The sequence below is a fragment of the Methylophaga sp. UBA2513 genome (assembly GCF_002341285.1).
Classification (GTDB): Bacteria; Pseudomonadota; Gammaproteobacteria; order Nitrosococcales; family Methylophagaceae; genus Methylophaga; species Methylophaga marina.
This window is the reverse complement of sequence record NZ_DDNT01000014.1, coordinates 143,378-158,899: the sequence shown is the minus strand read 5'-3', so window position 1 is coordinate 158,899 and position 15,522 is coordinate 143,378. Positions and strand designations below refer to the sequence as shown.

General features: G+C 38.3%; 13 protein-coding genes, 1 tRNA gene and 2 riboswitches (1 of these 16 running past the window's edge). Of the genes, 12 read left to right on the top strand and 2 right to left on the bottom strand.

Translation table 11 applies throughout. The features are described from left to right. The 12 genes from B3V56_RS08520 to B3V56_RS08465 all read left to right on the top strand — a co-directional run. Positions 1-68 (top strand) — tRNA-Leu (locus B3V56_RS08520) (it extends 114 nt beyond the left edge of the window). Between the two features lie 165 nt (positions 69-233). After that, positions 234-824 (top strand): adenylyl-sulfate kinase, encoded by a 591-nt coding sequence (cysC, locus tag B3V56_RS08515; RefSeq protein ID WP_286304007.1) that lies wholly within the window; start codon positions 234-236, stop codon positions 822-824. A gap of 10 nt (positions 825-834) precedes the next feature. After that, on the top strand, positions 835-1,809 hold the full coding sequence (locus B3V56_RS08510) for a DHH family phosphoesterase (protein ID WP_289281956.1): 975 nt from the start codon (positions 835-837) through the stop codon (positions 1,807-1,809). Positions 1,810-1,869: 60 nt separating this feature from the next. After that, positions 1,870-3,279: an undecaprenyl-phosphate glucose phosphotransferase gene (locus B3V56_RS08505; RefSeq protein WP_289281957.1), complete on the top strand. Its 1,410-nt coding sequence runs from the start codon at positions 1,870-1,872 to the stop codon at positions 3,277-3,279. A 234-nt stretch (positions 3,280-3,513) separates the two neighbouring features. Beyond that, positions 3,514-3,593: riboswitch (cyclic di-GMP riboswitch) on the top strand. Between the two features lie 35 nt (positions 3,594-3,628). After that, positions 3,629-4,078 (top strand): hypothetical protein, encoded by a 450-nt coding sequence (locus tag B3V56_RS08500; RefSeq protein ID WP_289281958.1) that lies wholly within the window; start codon positions 3,629-3,631, stop codon positions 4,076-4,078. Positions 4,079-4,280: 202 nt separating this feature from the next. Further along, positions 4,281-4,360: riboswitch (cyclic di-GMP riboswitch) on the top strand. Positions 4,361-4,392: 32 nt separating this feature from the next. Beyond that, positions 4,393-4,911 carry a hypothetical protein gene (locus tag B3V56_RS08495; RefSeq protein ID WP_289281959.1) on the top strand — a complete coding sequence of 173 codons (519 nt, stop codon included), beginning with the start codon at positions 4,393-4,395 and terminating at the stop codon, positions 4,909-4,911. Between the two features lie 125 nt (positions 4,912-5,036). Continuing rightward, positions 5,037-5,588 carry a polysaccharide biosynthesis/export family protein gene (locus tag B3V56_RS08490; protein ID WP_289281960.1) on the top strand — a complete coding sequence of 184 codons (552 nt, stop codon included), beginning with the start codon at positions 5,037-5,039 and terminating at the stop codon, positions 5,586-5,588. Positions 5,589-5,609: 21 nt separating this feature from the next. Then, a complete protein-coding gene (locus B3V56_RS08485; RefSeq protein ID WP_289281961.1) occupies positions 5,610-6,791 on the top strand; it encodes a hypothetical protein in 1,182 nt (393 codons plus the stop codon). A 31-nt stretch (positions 6,792-6,822) separates the two neighbouring features. Further along, positions 6,823-8,577 (top strand): Wzz/FepE/Etk N-terminal domain-containing protein, encoded by a 1,755-nt coding sequence (locus B3V56_RS08480; protein WP_289281962.1) that lies wholly within the window; start codon positions 6,823-6,825, stop codon positions 8,575-8,577. A 29-nt stretch (positions 8,578-8,606) separates the two neighbouring features. Then, a complete protein-coding gene (locus B3V56_RS08475) occupies positions 8,607-9,449 on the top strand; it encodes a CpsD/CapB family tyrosine-protein kinase (protein ID WP_289284171.1) in 843 nt (280 codons plus the stop codon). A 3-nt stretch (positions 9,450-9,452) separates the two neighbouring features. Then, positions 9,453-10,343 (top strand): ExeA family protein, encoded by an 891-nt coding sequence (locus B3V56_RS08470; protein WP_289281964.1) that lies wholly within the window; start codon positions 9,453-9,455, stop codon positions 10,341-10,343. Positions 10,344-10,669: 326 nt separating this feature from the next. After that, the gene (locus B3V56_RS08465; RefSeq protein WP_289281965.1) at positions 10,670-12,550 is read left to right on the top strand and encodes a right-handed parallel beta-helix repeat-containing protein; all 1,881 of its coding nucleotides are present in this window, start codon (positions 10,670-10,672) and stop codon (positions 12,548-12,550) included. A gap of 48 nt (positions 12,551-12,598) precedes the next feature. Here the strand turns inward: B3V56_RS08465 and B3V56_RS08460 are convergent, their stop codons facing one another. Further along, positions 12,599-13,573 (bottom strand): glycosyltransferase family 2 protein, encoded by a 975-nt coding sequence (locus B3V56_RS08460; protein ID WP_289281966.1) that lies wholly within the window; start codon positions 13,571-13,573, stop codon positions 12,599-12,601. Between the two features lie 122 nt (positions 13,574-13,695). Beyond that, the gene (locus tag B3V56_RS08455) at positions 13,696-15,045 is read right to left on the bottom strand and encodes an oligosaccharide flippase family protein (protein ID WP_289281967.1); all 1,350 of its coding nucleotides are present in this window, start codon (positions 15,043-15,045) and stop codon (positions 13,696-13,698) included. Between the last annotated feature and the right edge of the window lie 477 nt (positions 15,046-15,522).

The following is a 15,522-nucleotide window of genomic DNA, read 5'->3' as shown; positions in this document are numbered from 1 at the left end:
GGTAGACACGCTATCTTGAGGGGGTAGTGCCTTCGGGTGTGCCGGTTCGACTCCGGCCGTCGGTACCAAATTAAAACGCCTGACTTGTGTCAGGCTTTTTTTTGCCTGATAACTTTGTCAAGACAAAGAAATAATTAACTTTTACATTAATAAGACTAGGAATAATTGCTGAAGTCGGTAATATCTATTTCAATAGATTATTTACTTACTCAGATAAGGACGTTTTTTTTACTATGAACAACATCGTCTGGCATAAACATAAAGTAGAAAAGTTAGACCGATCAAAACAAAAAAAACAAAAGCCATGTATTTTATGGTTTACAGGGCTCAGTGGTGCAGGCAAATCAACGGTTGCAGATGCTGTGGAACAAAAGCTATTTGAGCTAGGACATCACACTTATTTACTTGATGGTGACAACGTCAGACACGGCTTAAATAAAGATCTTGGGTTTTCTGACGCAGACCGTGTTGAAAACATCAGACGTATCGGTGAAATGGCAAAGCTATTTGCTGATGCTGGTCTCATTGTCATGAGTGCTTTCATTTCGCCTTTCCGCAGTGATAGAAAACTGGTTCGAGATCTCGTTGAAGAGAAAGAATTTGTTGAAGTCTATATATCCACCCCACTGAGTACTTGTGAACAACGTGATCCAAAAGGCTTATATAAAAAGGCAAGAAGTGGACAGATAAAAAATTTCACAGGTATAGATTCAGAATATGAAGCGCCAGTCTCCGCAGAAGTGACGCTAAACACTGCTGAACTCAATGTGGATGAGTGTGTGGCGAGAGTGATTACCTATCTAAAACAAAACGAGATAATTTAAAATCAAATCCATGACCAACTTTGATGTTTTTAATGGCGATGCTGACGGTATATGTGCCTTAGTTCAATTAAGACTGGCCAACCCGAGTAAGGCAGAACTGATTACAGGTGTTAAGCGAGATATAAAATTACTGAGCAGGGTAGATGTTGAAAAAGCATCAAAAGTCACTGTTTTAGACATATCAATGCAGAAAAATCACGATGCATTGTTAAATTTGTTATCAAATGATGTTGAAGTCTTTTATGCCGATCACCACAACCCAGGAGATCAAATTAGTCATCCTCGTTTAGAGGCGTTGATTGATATGCATCCCAATAAATGCACAGCTTTAATTGTCAATGAGCACCTCAATCATGCCTATGAGCTCTGGGCAATTACGGCAGCTTTTGGTGATAATCTGTCTAATGTTGCCGAGAATTATGCAAAAAAACTACACCTCACTGAAACCCAGATAATCAAACTCAAAACCTTAGGACAGCATATTAATTATAATGGCTATGGTGCGAGTCTGGATGATTTGTTTTTTACACCTGATAAACTCTATAGACAGTGTGTAAGCTATTCATCACCTTTGGATTTTATTAATGAAAATACAGAGATAATGGAGACACTGGATTCAGGCTACAATTCAGACTTATCAAAAGCTAAACAGCAAAAACTAAGTTATGAGAGTGATATGGTAGGGGTTATTACCTTACCTGATGATAAATGGGCGAGACGTATTAGTGGCACCTTCAGCAACTACTTGAGTAACCAGTTTCCTTCTCGAGCACATTTAATTCTTACTGAAATACCTGATTCAGGGGCTTATGTCGTTAGTATCAGAGCTCCTAAAATACGTCAGGAAGGAGCAGATTTTATTGCAGGTCAGTTCGACACAGGTGGCGGCAGAAAAGCAGCAGCAGGCATAAACTTATTACAAGAAGCCGAGCTTGCAAGACTAATTTCTACTGTTGAGGACTATTACAGTAGCAATATCAACTAATACAAAGTCATTTATACTTATAATCAAAAGACTAAAAAACGATAGGATAAATTAGCACAGATGGCTCAGGGCAGGATCAGACAATACGACGCAAAAATTAATGCCATATCAAGACTGATTGATAGCGGTATTATCCTGCTAACGTTTTTAGCTTTATTCGACATTTTCCAAGCGACTTGGGATGTACTTTACATATGGAGTCTTTTGTTCGCTATTGTATTATTTAATTTTTTTGCTGAGTCGCAAGATGCCTATCGTTCGTGGCGGGGTACGGCGTTAAGGGAAGAAGTCTCTGCCGTCATGTTTTCATGGTTTACCAGTGTTTTTATTCTGGTCATGATTGATATCTTCTTTATTCATTCAGGCACCTATCTTGATAGCTTTGTCTTTTTGTGGTTTTTACTGACACCTATAGAGTTAATTTCCTGGCATGCCATTGTAAGAACATCATTGGCTATTCTTAGAGCTCGTGGTGTCAATACCAGAAATGTGGCTATTGTCGGTGAGACAATGTTAGGTAAACGGTTAGAAAGCGCATTTAACGAAATGGATTGGTCTGGATTTAGGCTGGTTGGATACTATGATGACCGTTCACAAAAACGGGTAGAAACAGAACCTAATCTGGTCGTAACAAATAAGAAAGCAGGTGATTTCAATCAACTCATTGAAGATTGTAAGGCAGGGAAGGTTGATACTGTTTACATCACCTTGGCTATGTCTGCTGAGCATAGAATCAGACACATTACTGAGCTATTAGCCGATAGTACGGCTTCTGTATATCTTGTTCCTGACTTATTCACATTTAACTTGCTTAATTCTCGATGGGTCGATTACCAGGGAATCACCGCCATTTCAGTCTATGAAACCCCTTTTGCTGGTATCGATAGTATCCTTAAACGGCTGGAAGATATTATCCTAAGTAGTCTTATCCTGACGATGATCGCTCTTCCTATGATGGTGATTGCCGCAGGGGTTAAATTGACATCGAAGGGCCCCGTGTTTTTCAAGCAAACACGCTACGGCATGGACGGTGAAAAAATTAAGGTATGGAAATTCCGTACGATGACGGTAACAGAGGATGGAGACACCGTCACACAAGCACAAAAAAATGATAGCCGTATCACACCATTTGGTGGCTTTTTGAGAAGAACATCACTGGATGAGTTACCCCAATTCTTTAATTCATTGGGCGGAAGTATGTCGATTGTAGGACCACGACCCCATGCTGTAGCGCATAACGAACAATACCGTGCTCAGATTCAAGGGTATATGTTGAGACATAAAGTCAAACCAGGTATTACGGGCTTAGCCCAGATAAATGGCTTTAGGGGGGAAACTGATACCTTGGACAAAATGCAAGGTCGTGTGCATTACGATCTAAAATATATACAGAACTGGTCATTACTTCTGGATATAGAAATTATTTTCTTAACGATATTTAAGGGGTTTGTAGGTAAAAATGCCTATTGAAATCTCGACTCAGCTTATTAGTAATTTTACTTAGGAAAATAAACTTGTTGCCTGTCCTGAGACACGGTATCATAGAAATACTACTGAAATAGATGCATCAATCTTGGGTGCTAGATAACACTCGTTATCGTGATTATTTTCAGTAGAAATCAGAACAATAGACATCAACGGTGATGGCTTTGTAGCAAGATCATATACAAATGGTCTTACACAATGTCAGCAGGTTAGATGTTGTGTAATTAAAGCCAAACTCGCTGTGAGGCGGGGTCGGAAAGCCACAGATCTTTAAATATAAAGATGGCTGGGTTGCATTGCTTGTTTTTTCAACCTATGCATAAGGAAGTTTATTATGAAAAAAGCGATGCTATTTATCGTAGCTATGATGTTTTCTGTTGCTGCCAACGCGGCGACATACAACTTAACAACTTCAGACAGTGCTACCATTTTCGATAATGGTTCAAGTGCAGTAAGTACATCATTTGGTGATACTACAACGTCTTTCACACTTGAAGTTATCGATGGCGGATTGTCTGCTATTGATTTTGACTTTTCTCCATCTAGCAAGTTTGTAGCTGGTACACTTACAATCGGAACTATGGTTTTCGCCGTTGCGCCTGATTTCACGACAATGTTAAACCTTGCAGAAGGTTTTTACGCTGTAACATTTGATATTCAACCTGCTTTGGGTAATATGTCATTTGGTGTTTCAGCTGTACCTGTTCCAGCAGCGTTATTCTTGTTTGCTCCAGCTCTATTGGGCTTTTTGGGTCTTCGTAGAAAAGCTGCTGTTGCCGCATAAGTAAAAGCAAAACAGAAAATAAAAAGGGAGCTTAAGCTCCCTTTTTATTGGCTGATGTTATTGTTAGTGACGAAGTCTAGGTCGACTACGTAAATATATGTAAACATTGTACCAAGGTACAATAGACAGACTCTGAACTAGACCCTTAACATGGAACCATCTGAAAAAGTCAGATAGGTAATTATCAAACTCAAATTTGATAATTAATTAAAGCCAAACTCGTCGTGAGGCGGGGTCGGAAAGCCACAGATCTTTGACGCTGAAGATGGCTGGGCTGCATTGCTTGTTTTAACTTATGCATAAGGAAGTTTATTATGAAAAAAGCGATGCTATTTTTAGTAGCTCTAATGTTCTCTGTTGGTGTTAATGCAGCGACTTTATCTTTTGACGTGGCGGGCGCATCGAATGCGACACAAGATGTCAGTATCTCCAGTGGACAAACTGTCTTAGGTGGTGGTTTTGTGACTGAAGGGACAGGTCCTAGTGATACGTGGAAGTCATTTTTCAATCTAAGTAGTTCTGAAGACACTTACGTAAAAATTGAATGGTCATTTAATCCAGAGTCGAATTTTACCAATGCTCAACTCGGATTTACAGCTGAAGCTGATTACCCAGTCTATACAACACTTATTGACATAACTGGTGATTACTCGTTTGTTATGTTTTTAGAAGCTGGTGTAAATTATGCTGTAGATATTCTTAACGCTAGCCGTGATGTATTCAAGTATGATGTTTCTGTGTCAGAAGTACCTGTGCCAGCAGCATTATTCTTGTTTGCTCCTGCTTTATTAGGCTTTTTAGGGCTTAGAAGAAAGAACGCAGTGGCTGCATAATAATACTTAAGTTAACAGTAGGTTAACTAAGATATTTTTGGAGGGAGCGAATGCTCCCTTTTTTTTTGAAAAATAGAGTGTTAATATCAATTTTGAATGTCAATTATAGATAAGGATTTTCTTCAATGTCTAAACGCTTGATCTTAATGTTTTCTTTATTATTATCTTTTTCTACAGCAGTATTAGCTGAAGAAGAACGTTATCTACTAAACTCTGGAGATATTTTAGATATCTCAGTATGGAACGAAGAAGCTCTGCAAAAGCAAGCAGTTGTTCTTCCTGATGGAGTGGTGACTTTCCCACTTGCAGGCGAAATAGTGGCTAAAGATAAAACAGTTGCCAATGTAGAGGCAGAATTAACTAAAAAGCTTGGTGAATATTTAGCTGACCCAGTTGTTACAGTATCCGTGACAAGTGTTGAAGGTAATAGAGTACATATTTTGGGGAAAGTACTTAATCCAGGGTCGTTTGTTATGAATCAACCACTAGATGCTATGCAGGCATTGAGTTTAGCCGGTGGATTATCACCCTATGCCGAAGAGAATAACATTATTGTGCTCAGGAGAGATGGAGAGAGCCAAAAAGTGCTCCCAGTCAAATACGCTGAAATTAAAAAAGGCAAACAACTCAAAACAAACATCACACTTGAGAGTGGTGATGTCATGATAATTCCTTAGTTCAACATAACTGTGAAGTTGATGAAAACAAAGCTATCACTGACAGTTGCTATTTTGTTCGCCAGCTCTGTAAATGCTGCAGAGTGGGGAATTGATTTTGAAGCTGACCCACAGTTTAAATACGATGATAATGAACTATTAAGGGAAGACAAAAAAGGTGACTTCAGTCTAAAAATTAACCCGACATTATCACTATCAAGAAATCTAGAGAATTCAGAGTCTCGATTACGGATGGGATATAGAATCAGTCGTTACCAAGACTTGAATGATCTTGATACTGAAAACCCTTTCATTGGTTTTTCTACATCTCGCTCGACTGAAAGAAGCTCTTATGGAATAAACCTAGATTATTCTGAAAGAGAGTCAAGATCTATCGCGGAAGAAGACACAGCAGATTTTAGCAATACATCTACAACCACGATTAAATCTATATCTCCAAATTTTAGTTATAGCTTGACTGAGTTAGATACAATTACAACCAGTGCTTCTTACCAAGAGCGGACACAATCTTCAACAACGAATAATTCATTATTATCTAACAATTCTCGATTGACTGATAATGAGACTAAGAGTTTAAACTTAGCCTGGCAACATCAATATTCTGAAAGACTAAGTGGTGGTATATCCCTAGGATACGTAAATTACTCTGCCGAATCAGAAAGTCTAGATAATGAATACGATACATACACAGCAGGCTTTACCTCTACATATCAATTAACTGAATTGTGGGTTATTAATGGTTTGTTAGGTGCGCGTTACTTGGATAGTGAAAATACTTTTTCTAATGGTTTAACAACAACTAGTAGTAGTTCTGGGCTTAACTACTCCTTGAGCGCTACGAAAAATGGTGAGTTAGACTCCATGAGTCTATCAGCTAGTCGTTCATTACTACCTTCTAGCACTGGCGCTGTGAACGAGCAGGATGCATATACTCTCAGCTACAGTAGAGAACTGTCAGAAAAGCTTAAAGCTAGTGTATCAACGACTTACCGTGAGTACACAAGTGCTGACGATATCAGCAGTATTACCACAAAATATATCGATTTCTCTCCTAGCTTGAGATGGGATATATATGAAAAATGGTCACTCGCATTTGGGTATCGTTATCGCAGTATAGATGAGTCTGATGGTAAAAATGTAAACAGTAATTCTGTGTCCCTAAATATCGACTATAACTGGGATGGCATCCATTTTTCACGTTAAATCATAACAACGAGTTAAGAGCAAATAATCAATGGAAGAAGAAGTAAAAGGCTTGGGAGATTATCTCAATATCCTATGGCGCAGAAAATACTGGATTATTATCCCAGCTGTGGTTCTAAGTATTGCAGCTGTTCTTGTGGTTTATTCACTACCTGCTACATACAAGTCTGAAGGGACAATATTAATTGAGTCTCAAGAAATTCCAAATGATTTAGTACGCTCCACTGTCACAAGTTATGCCGATCAACGTATTAGAGTTATCCAGCAGCGTTTGATGACTTCAGCTCGTGTGATGGATATCGTAAGAAAGTATGATCTGTATAGAGAGGAAAGACAGAAAGCAACTGCAACATCAGCGCTTGTAGGACTTTTTAAATCAAATGTTAGCGTGGATCTGGTTCAAGCTAATGTGACGGATCCTGTTAGTGGTCGAGCTAAACGAGCCAGTATTGCTTTCACGGTCTCATTTATGGATAAATCACCACAAAAAGCACAGCAGGTTGCCAATGAGCTTGTCACTGAGTTTTTGAATGAAAATGTCAAAGCTCGCACAGATCGTGCTGCAGAAACGAAAGACTTCTTGAAAGAGGAAGGAGATAAATTTCAAGCAAGAGTGCGTGAGCTTGAAAAACAAATAGCAGAGTTCAAAGATAGGTACAGCCAGAGTTTACCTGAGTTATTACAATATAATTTGTCAATGATCGAGAGGTTGACAGATGAGCAAAACTCAAATCAAAATGAAATTTTAGTGCTGAAAGATCAAGTCACCACGCTCAGTTTACAACTTTCCACCATTCCATCTGCTTTACCAACAAACATATCGAATCCAAATGAAGCCACTACCTCTCAACAACGTCTGGAACAGCTGAGAATACAATATAGCGATCTACTGTCAAAATATGAACCTAATCACCCCGATGTACTCAGATTAGGAAGGCAAATAGATGCGCTGGAGAATGAGCTTGGTGTAAGCGGTAATAGTAGAGAAGTCATTCAGGCAGAAATAGATCAAGCTACCGACGACTTAACTACCCTTAAAGAGAAGTATGCTGAAAATCATCCTGATATAAAAGCGCTTAATAATAAAATTGCTAATCTTCAAGATCGCCTCAAAACGGCAAGTAGAGAATCGACAACGACGAATCAGCCAAATAAAAATGTTAATCCTGCCTATGTTCAGATTCAGGCTAAGATTGCCTCGACAGAAGGGGAAATAGCTCGTTTAAAAAATAGACAAGAAGATATAAAAGCTAAAATTGCTGACTTTGAAAAAAGAGTCGCTGAAACATATCAAGTACAGAGAGCATATAGTGAATTAACACGCGATCACGAAAATACCTTGGCTAAATATAGAGAATTACGCTCAAAACAACTTCAAGCTGAACTCGCGCAAAACCTCGAGTCTGAAAACAAAGGTGAGAGCTTTTCACTCATTGAACCACCTGCCGTACCTTCAAAGGCTGAAAAACCAAATAGGCCAAAACTTCTCATCTTGGGAGTGGGAGCATCAGTTGGTGCAGGTTTAGGGCTGGCCTTATTGATAGAGTTGCTTTTCGGTGGTGTAAGAGGTTATACCCAAGTGACACATCTGGTTGGTAAGACGCCACTTGTGGTCATACCTGTAATCACAACATCTCGTGAGTTAGCTCGCAAAAAAACAATCAGAAATCGTTGGATTGTACTTGCTATTGTTGCTGCTATAGCTTCAGTCATTGCAGTTCACTTTTATGTCGTTAATTTAGAAGTTTTATGGTTTAAGTTAATGCGTAAAGTAAGTTTACTGTGATTTAGCATATCTTCTGATAGGAATTAGTAATGGATAGAATTCAGAAAGCCTTAGACAAAGCAAGACAGAAGCATACTGGTAACGTCATAAACGATGATGTAAATATACCTAATAGTGATGTGCAGGAAGAAAATGGTTTTCCTGAAGATCCTTTAGCACCAGCCATTGAGAATATTCAATACACACAAACTAAAGTAGTTAAAACACCATCAAGCGTTTTGGAAAATAACAGGGTAATAGCCGGACATTATAATAACCCACAGTCAGCCGTATTTAGAATGTTAAGAACGCAAGTCCTTCAAAAGATGCGACAAAATGACTGGCAAAGTATTGCCATTACGTCACCAACGGCTGGTGAAGGGAAATCACTCGTGTCTGCAAACCTGGCTGTTGCTGTGGCCATGGAGCTTAATCAAACTGTTTTATTAGTTGATATGGATTTAAGAAATCCATCGATTGCCAAATATTTTGGTTTGAATGTAGATGCAGGGCTTAAAGAATATCTTCAAGAAGACTTATACTTACATCATGTACTCGTTAATCCTGGTATCGAAAGGTTGGTTCTTTTACCGGGGGTAGGTAGAGCAGAAGATTCTGCCGAGTTATTATCAAGTCCGAAAATGGCATCCTTAGTGAAGGATATTAAATCTCAATACAACTCACGCGTCATTATCTTTGATGTACCTCCTTTACTACAGACAGACGATGTCTTGTTATCAACAAATTACTTTGATTGCACTTTACTGGTACTTGAAGATGGGAAGAATAATGAAGCTAACATTAAGAAGTCTTTACAATTGTTAGAGGGTACACATTTAATCGGTACAGTAATGAATAAAGCTGATACCGCCCCGTCACATCAGAACTACTAATCTATGTATATAGAACACTTTGGTCTTAAATTTAAACCGTTTAACCTTGTACCAGATCCACGATTTGTTTATTTGAGTCCTTATCATAAAAAAGCATTAACTATGCTGGAATATGGTTTGATGAGCCAAGCTGGTTTTACAGTAGTCACTGGAGAAATCGGCGCGGGAAAAACAACACTGATTCGAACATTGTTGCAGAATCTTGATGATGAATATGTCATCGGCCTAATCAATAACACAAGTGAGTCATTTGGTGAGTTAATGGAATGGGTTCTGGATGCGCTTGATATCGAATCTTCCGCAACAGATAACTCAGGACGTTATCGTGATTACGTCAATTTCGTCGTAGAGCAACATGCGAAGGGAAAAAAAATTGTTTTAATCGTGGATGAAGCTCAAAATTTGTCCGTTAAAGCATTAGAAGAATTGAGGCTATTATCCAATGTTAATATTGATGCTGACATCTTTATGCAGTTGGTCTTAACTGGTCAGCCTGAACTAATAGATAAGCTCAATCTACCGGAGTTGGAACAGTTTGCACAACGTATAGGCGTTGAATATCACCTCAAAGCGTTAAGCTATCCAGAAACACAAAAATACATCGAACATAGAATGGAGGTAGCGGGAGCTGATCATAAAATTTTCAGTAATGAAGCTTGTGCTGCTATCTTTTGTTACAGTGAAGGTGTACCAAGACGAATAAACAATCTATGTGATTTCGCTCTTGTTTATGCTTTTGCTGATGACTCTAGAGAAGTCAATGTGAATACGGTCATTGATATGATCAAAGATAAACGTTCTTCTACAATAATAAAAATGAAAGAGAGTCAGAATCCTGATGTTAAGCGTGTAAGAAGTTGGTTGCTAGAGTTATATAACATTCACTTAGTCTGAACCCTGATTTTTAATACATTTATACAATGTGACGTTGTTCACGACGAAAGCTAAAATTGATCGCTAAATTATCTACTGCACTTTAAAAACTTTCTGCCCCCCAGAAAGTTTTTGAGCCCAGTGGTAACACTGGGCTTTTTTTTGAACCATACCTCAATGACTTTGACTAAGTAATTAGTTGCTCCGGTCGTTATACTGTTCAGGAATTCACAAAAATTTTAAAAAGATTTTTTTCATTTAAATTGTGTGAAAGAAATCACTAACGTAATTGTGAATCAAGCATATTATTTACCTGTGTCATCTATTTATCACGGGGGGAGATGGACATGAAAAGAATAACTTCAATTTTATTTGTACTCACACTGATGCTTATTTCATCGGCTGCATATTCACAAAATTATTATGTTTGTGATTCTACTGGCGACGATAACAATGATGGGCTTTCAGAATCTACTGCTTTTAAATCATTCACGAAAGGTGTGTCGCTTTTCAGTAAAGTCTCTCCTAGTGGGGCTTTATTATTTTGTCGGGGTGGGCAGTTCTACGTAACCGCAAAACATAAATTAGTTAACTGGAAATGTTCAGCTGAGAAACCATGCACGATTGCCAGTTATGGTGATCCATCTCTAGATGCGCCAAAAATCGTAAGTAGTGAAGGTGAAAGTGCACTTAATTTTGAAGAAGGTGGTAGTGCAGGGGGAGATGGCGGATACATCGTCAAAGATCTTATCCTCATCTCCACTACAGGTAAAGGCACTGGAGTAAGGTTATATAACGATGTTGATGATGTTACGCTTGAAAACCTGCATATCGAAGGATTCGACTTAGGCGTCTATTCTGCAGGGAGTAATCCTGCTGATGAAAATGACCCATCCGTCAATATGATGAATGACCGCTTTGTATTGAGAGACTCTGTGATAATAAACAATACTACGCAAGGGTTTATGGGTGGCTGTAACGACTGCCTAATCGAAAATAATCATTTTGAACATAATGGTGAAACACGCGGTTTCGATCACAATATATATCTTGCTAATAAAGGGCAATATGCTACTGGTATAACGATACGAAACAACACATTGTATAAATCAGCTATTGTTGATGGCTCATGCCAAGGTGTTTCACTTGTAGGTCATGGACTTCTTAAAGACGTAATAGTCGAAGGTAATATCATAAAAGAGGACGCTGGCAAAGCGGCTTACAGCTGCTGGGGCATTAGTTTCGATGGTGGTTACACAAGTGATGAGTCATTTTTGAATATTACTATTCGGGATAACACGCTCATGAACATGGGAGGTAATGCCATCGGTTGTGCATCCTGTGACGGTGCGTTAATTGAGAATAATACAATTATCGATGAGGCTGGAAATTTGCTCGCTGGTGTCAACGTACCGGTAAAAAATGAAGACTCTATCAAGTCTAAAAATATTGTCATTAAAAATAATAGAATCGTAACAAATTTTGAAAAAGCTACTGGCATTATAGTTGGTGGAGAACACTCGTTCTCTGTACTCAATAACAGAATCTGGTCTAGTACTTCGGCTTTCAAAGAGTGTATTGAGAAAAAAGATGCCAATATCGATACAGATACTTCTACTAATCAATGTGAAAATCATGAAGGGGTGAATTTACAAAGCTTAGTAAACGCTCCATCTGATGCATTAACTGACGCTGAAGATGTTTATGAAGAAACAGTTGAACCCGTTGTCGATACTGTTCAAGAAGTCGAAGATCAAGTAACAGAGGCTGTTGAGGGTGTTTTAGGTGCTGAAGAAACTACATCATCAGTTAATGAGACTAACTCCTTCATGTCAAGGTTCTCATCACCTAGCTCAACTGATGCAGAAAATACTGGTACAACTTCAGGTTCAACAAGTTCAGGTTCAACAAGTTCAGGTTCAACAAGTTCAGGTTCAACAAGTTCAGGTTCAACAAGCAGGTTTTCGAGTACAACTAGTGATTCAAATGTTGAAGTACAGCCTTCAACGAGTCGTTTCTCTACATCTACAGTAACAATAAATGACACAACAACTGGTACGGGTGATGAATATAGTGAGCCTGTCATTACGCAGCCGAGCTCTATCTCTAGAAGTACTATTGAGAGTGTCACAATTAATGAGGTAATAAAAGCAACAAATGAGGATAACAGTGATGTTGAGCCAACAACATGCCGTGCTTATTCTCGGTTTGGTTGTTTAATGAGATAGTTTATTAACAAATCTGACAAAAAAGGTTGGCCATGGCCAACCTTTTTTTTAGAAAGCGTCGCTTTTTTCAGACAGCCACGGTTTCTCTTTTATGATGAAGTAAGTATAGCCAGGATCAATTTTAGACACGACGATTAGATGTCGAATGAATTTCATCATTGATATTGGATGAAAGCCTAGATGATAAGAAAAGTTAGAAAACCAATATCGTAAACGATGTTTCTTTTTCCTTAGCTCTAATAGTTGGAGGATCTTTTTGTTGTCTTTAAACTCGTTATTTAATTTTGTTAACAGCTTAAGTGCATAATAGTGGAGCTTGGTTTTATTTCTTGTAATGGAGTTTTCTACAGGGCGATATATGGCATGTCCCCCTTGAGTTCTGGCAACTTTTCCACCATTCAAAACAATTCTAATTCGTAAGCTTGAATCAGCAAATGCACGCATATCATTATAAAAACCACCGAGTGATTTCACTGTAGATGCTTTGTACATCTCGCATGCAGGGAATGGAGGCGGTGTTAGAAGAAATAACTCTTTTGGACTGCTCGCTATTTCGGGCCAGTTGGATGTATTTGTAGCGCTCTCAACACCATCAGAACTAATACCTCTGGAGTCGGCACAGGCGATGTCTAAATCATCCCACTTTTTAAACGTGTTGATATGCATCTCAATAAGATCATCAGAAATCCAATCATCTGAATCAAGAAATACCAGAAAATCACCTTGTGAAGCTTCAATGCCGGTGTTTCTCGCAACACTTACGCCACTGTTTTTTTGCGTAATAAGTTTAACTTTACTTTTATACTCTCGGATGACGTTAATCGAATTATCCTGGGAACCATCATCAACGACAATTATTTCGATATGAGAGTAAGTTTGTCGAAGACAGCTATTTATTGCGTCTTTGATGTATTTCTCTCTGTTATAACAGGGGATAATTATGGTTACCAAAGGTGCATGATTCATAGCCAGCCTATCTAAGTTTGGGGGCGCTGACGCGCCGGTTATAGTTGTTTTATCCATAAATCGAACTTACTTAAAGAATTAAGCACTTTCTTGATTCTTCACTTTTTCACTAAGACGAATGACTACTAAGTGATAAGTTGTATATCAATGAATAATAGTAAAAAATTGCTAGGTTAAATTTAAATAGAAACCAAAACATCAGAAAGTGTTAAATATGCAGTAATGAATAGAATTGCTAAGGCAATAACTGGTATGTCTATTTCTGGCTGCCATATTTTGAGCCTTATGGCAGCAATAACATTAGCTGGGTACAAAAGCCATCCGACTACAGCTAATCCTATGACAACACCATGAGTGCCGGCTAGATTGTAACCAACTAATATACAGGTTACTTGTATGATTAATTGATAAAAAAGTAGAAAAGATATGTACGAAGATTTCCCTTTTGCCAGATAAACATTATGATAAGTCATTGACAAAACACCAATAAATAAGTCCAGAGGTAATATCTTCACCATCCAAATCGCATCGTCATATCGTGCATCATATAACCAATCTATGATTTGGTTTCCTAATGTAATTAAAGCTATTGCTACAGACCATGTCATCACAATCATAAATAATCGAGCCTTTCTTAAGGCTATATATAGGCGTTTGTGGTCATTCTCACGTATCAAGCGCGAATATGAAGGAAACAAAACTCTACTACCGAGCATTTGAGCTGTTTTAGAGGCTGTTTCTTTAAACATGGCAGCAATTGAATAAACTCCCAGTGTCGCGGCTCCGATTAAGTAACCAAGTAATATTCGGTCAATCTGACGCGCAAAAAATGTCAACGCTGTACTGGCCAGAACCCAACGACCAAATTTAAATAAGCTTGAGGCAGCCTCTCTTTCCCACTGAAAGCGATTTCTCGTTTTCGCAATCCAAAACTGAGATAACAACATTTTGACCAATGCATTAACCAATCCTCCAACGACCAAACCCCATACCGTAGGACTTATGACGACCCAAAGTATCATCACAGAGATTGAGAAAAACTGAGCGATAAGCTCTAAAAGAGTAATATTCCGGAGGTTTAAATCTCTATTCGAGCTTGCGAGTGATGTTGAGTTGAACCCTGCAATAATCGCACTTAGACTTGCGACGGGTAACATCCAAGCCAAGAGGGGTTCGTTGTAGAGAATTGAGTATGGGTAGGCTCCTACCAGAGCGATAGCCCAAAGAACAAATCCACGAAATACTTGTATAGTCCAGGCTGTATTAAGAAAAATTTGGTCATTTCCACGTTTGTTTTGAATAATACTGGGTGTGATTCCAATATCAGAGAACATACTGATACCTTGCATGAATACCATGACAAGGGTCATTAAGCCGAAAGCTTCTGGAAAGAGAAACTTCGCCATTATAACGTTACTGGCTAGTCTAAAAAGCTGTGCCAGACCATAACCACCGATAGTCCATAATGAGCCTTTAACAATGAGTTTCTTTAGGGGAGACCTCTGGCTGGCATTTTCAGAATTAGGCATTAATAACTTTCTAACTAGCGACAAAATCATGATGATATAACAATATATCATCTATATGGTCTAATATTTCCCTCGCACTAAAACAATATGGGTATTTCTCACCTCGATACATCTATTTATCTTCCCTCTCAAATAGTTTTCTGGAATATGGAATAAACAATGTTGAAGTAAGATTAGGCGGTAATATACACGTCTTCTGTATCGCCTAAAATTAAGTAGTGAGCTCCAATATTAAACATCTAACTGAATAAAAACTTATAAGGCTAAGGGGGGGGTTAATTGGAAAGTTACGGCCTTTTAATAAACTATGTGGAGTATTGATAATTATTTGCACAAGCTGAGCACTTCTTCCTTGTTGAAGAATGAAGTTAAGAGTCTACATCTAATTGAGAAGGGATGACTTGAACAAATCCTTGTGCAAAGCCATTTAACCAAGATGGATTAATTTCATTATCGTCTTTTCAGTAGGATATGTAT

Coding starts and splice junctions, on each gene's coding strand:
- B3V56_RS08495 (WP_289281959.1), top strand. CDS start 4,393: ATGAAAAAAGCGATGCTATTTTTAGTAGCTCTAATGTTCTCTGTTGGT.
- B3V56_RS08470 (WP_289281964.1), top strand. CDS start 9,453: ATGTATATAGAACACTTTGGTCTTAAATTTAAACCGTTTAACCTTGTA.
- B3V56_RS08465 (WP_289281965.1), top strand. CDS start 10,670: ATGAAAAGAATAACTTCAATTTTATTTGTACTCACACTGATGCTTATT.
- B3V56_RS08510 (WP_289281956.1), top strand. CDS start 835: ATGACCAACTTTGATGTTTTTAATGGCGATGCTGACGGTATATGTGCC.
- B3V56_RS08480 (WP_289281962.1), top strand. CDS start 6,823: ATGGAAGAAGAAGTAAAAGGCTTGGGAGATTATCTCAATATCCTATGG.
- B3V56_RS08460 (WP_289281966.1), bottom strand. CDS start 13,573: ATGGATAAAACAACTATAACCGGCGCGTCAGCGCCCCCAAACTTAGAT.
- B3V56_RS08455 (WP_289281967.1), bottom strand. CDS start 15,045: ATGCCTAATTCTGAAAATGCCAGCCAGAGGTCTCCCCTAAAGAAACTC.
- B3V56_RS08475 (WP_289284171.1), top strand. CDS start 8,607: ATGGATAGAATTCAGAAAGCCTTAGACAAAGCAAGACAGAAGCATACT.
- B3V56_RS08485 (WP_289281961.1), top strand. CDS start 5,610: ATGAAAACAAAGCTATCACTGACAGTTGCTATTTTGTTCGCCAGCTCT.
- B3V56_RS08505 (WP_289281957.1), top strand. CDS start 1,870: ATGGCTCAGGGCAGGATCAGACAATACGACGCAAAAATTAATGCCATA.
- B3V56_RS08500 (WP_289281958.1), top strand. CDS start 3,629: ATGAAAAAAGCGATGCTATTTATCGTAGCTATGATGTTTTCTGTTGCT.
- cysC (WP_286304007.1), top strand. CDS start 234: ATGAACAACATCGTCTGGCATAAACATAAAGTAGAAAAGTTAGACCGA.
- B3V56_RS08490 (WP_289281960.1), top strand. CDS start 5,037: ATGTCTAAACGCTTGATCTTAATGTTTTCTTTATTATTATCTTTTTCT.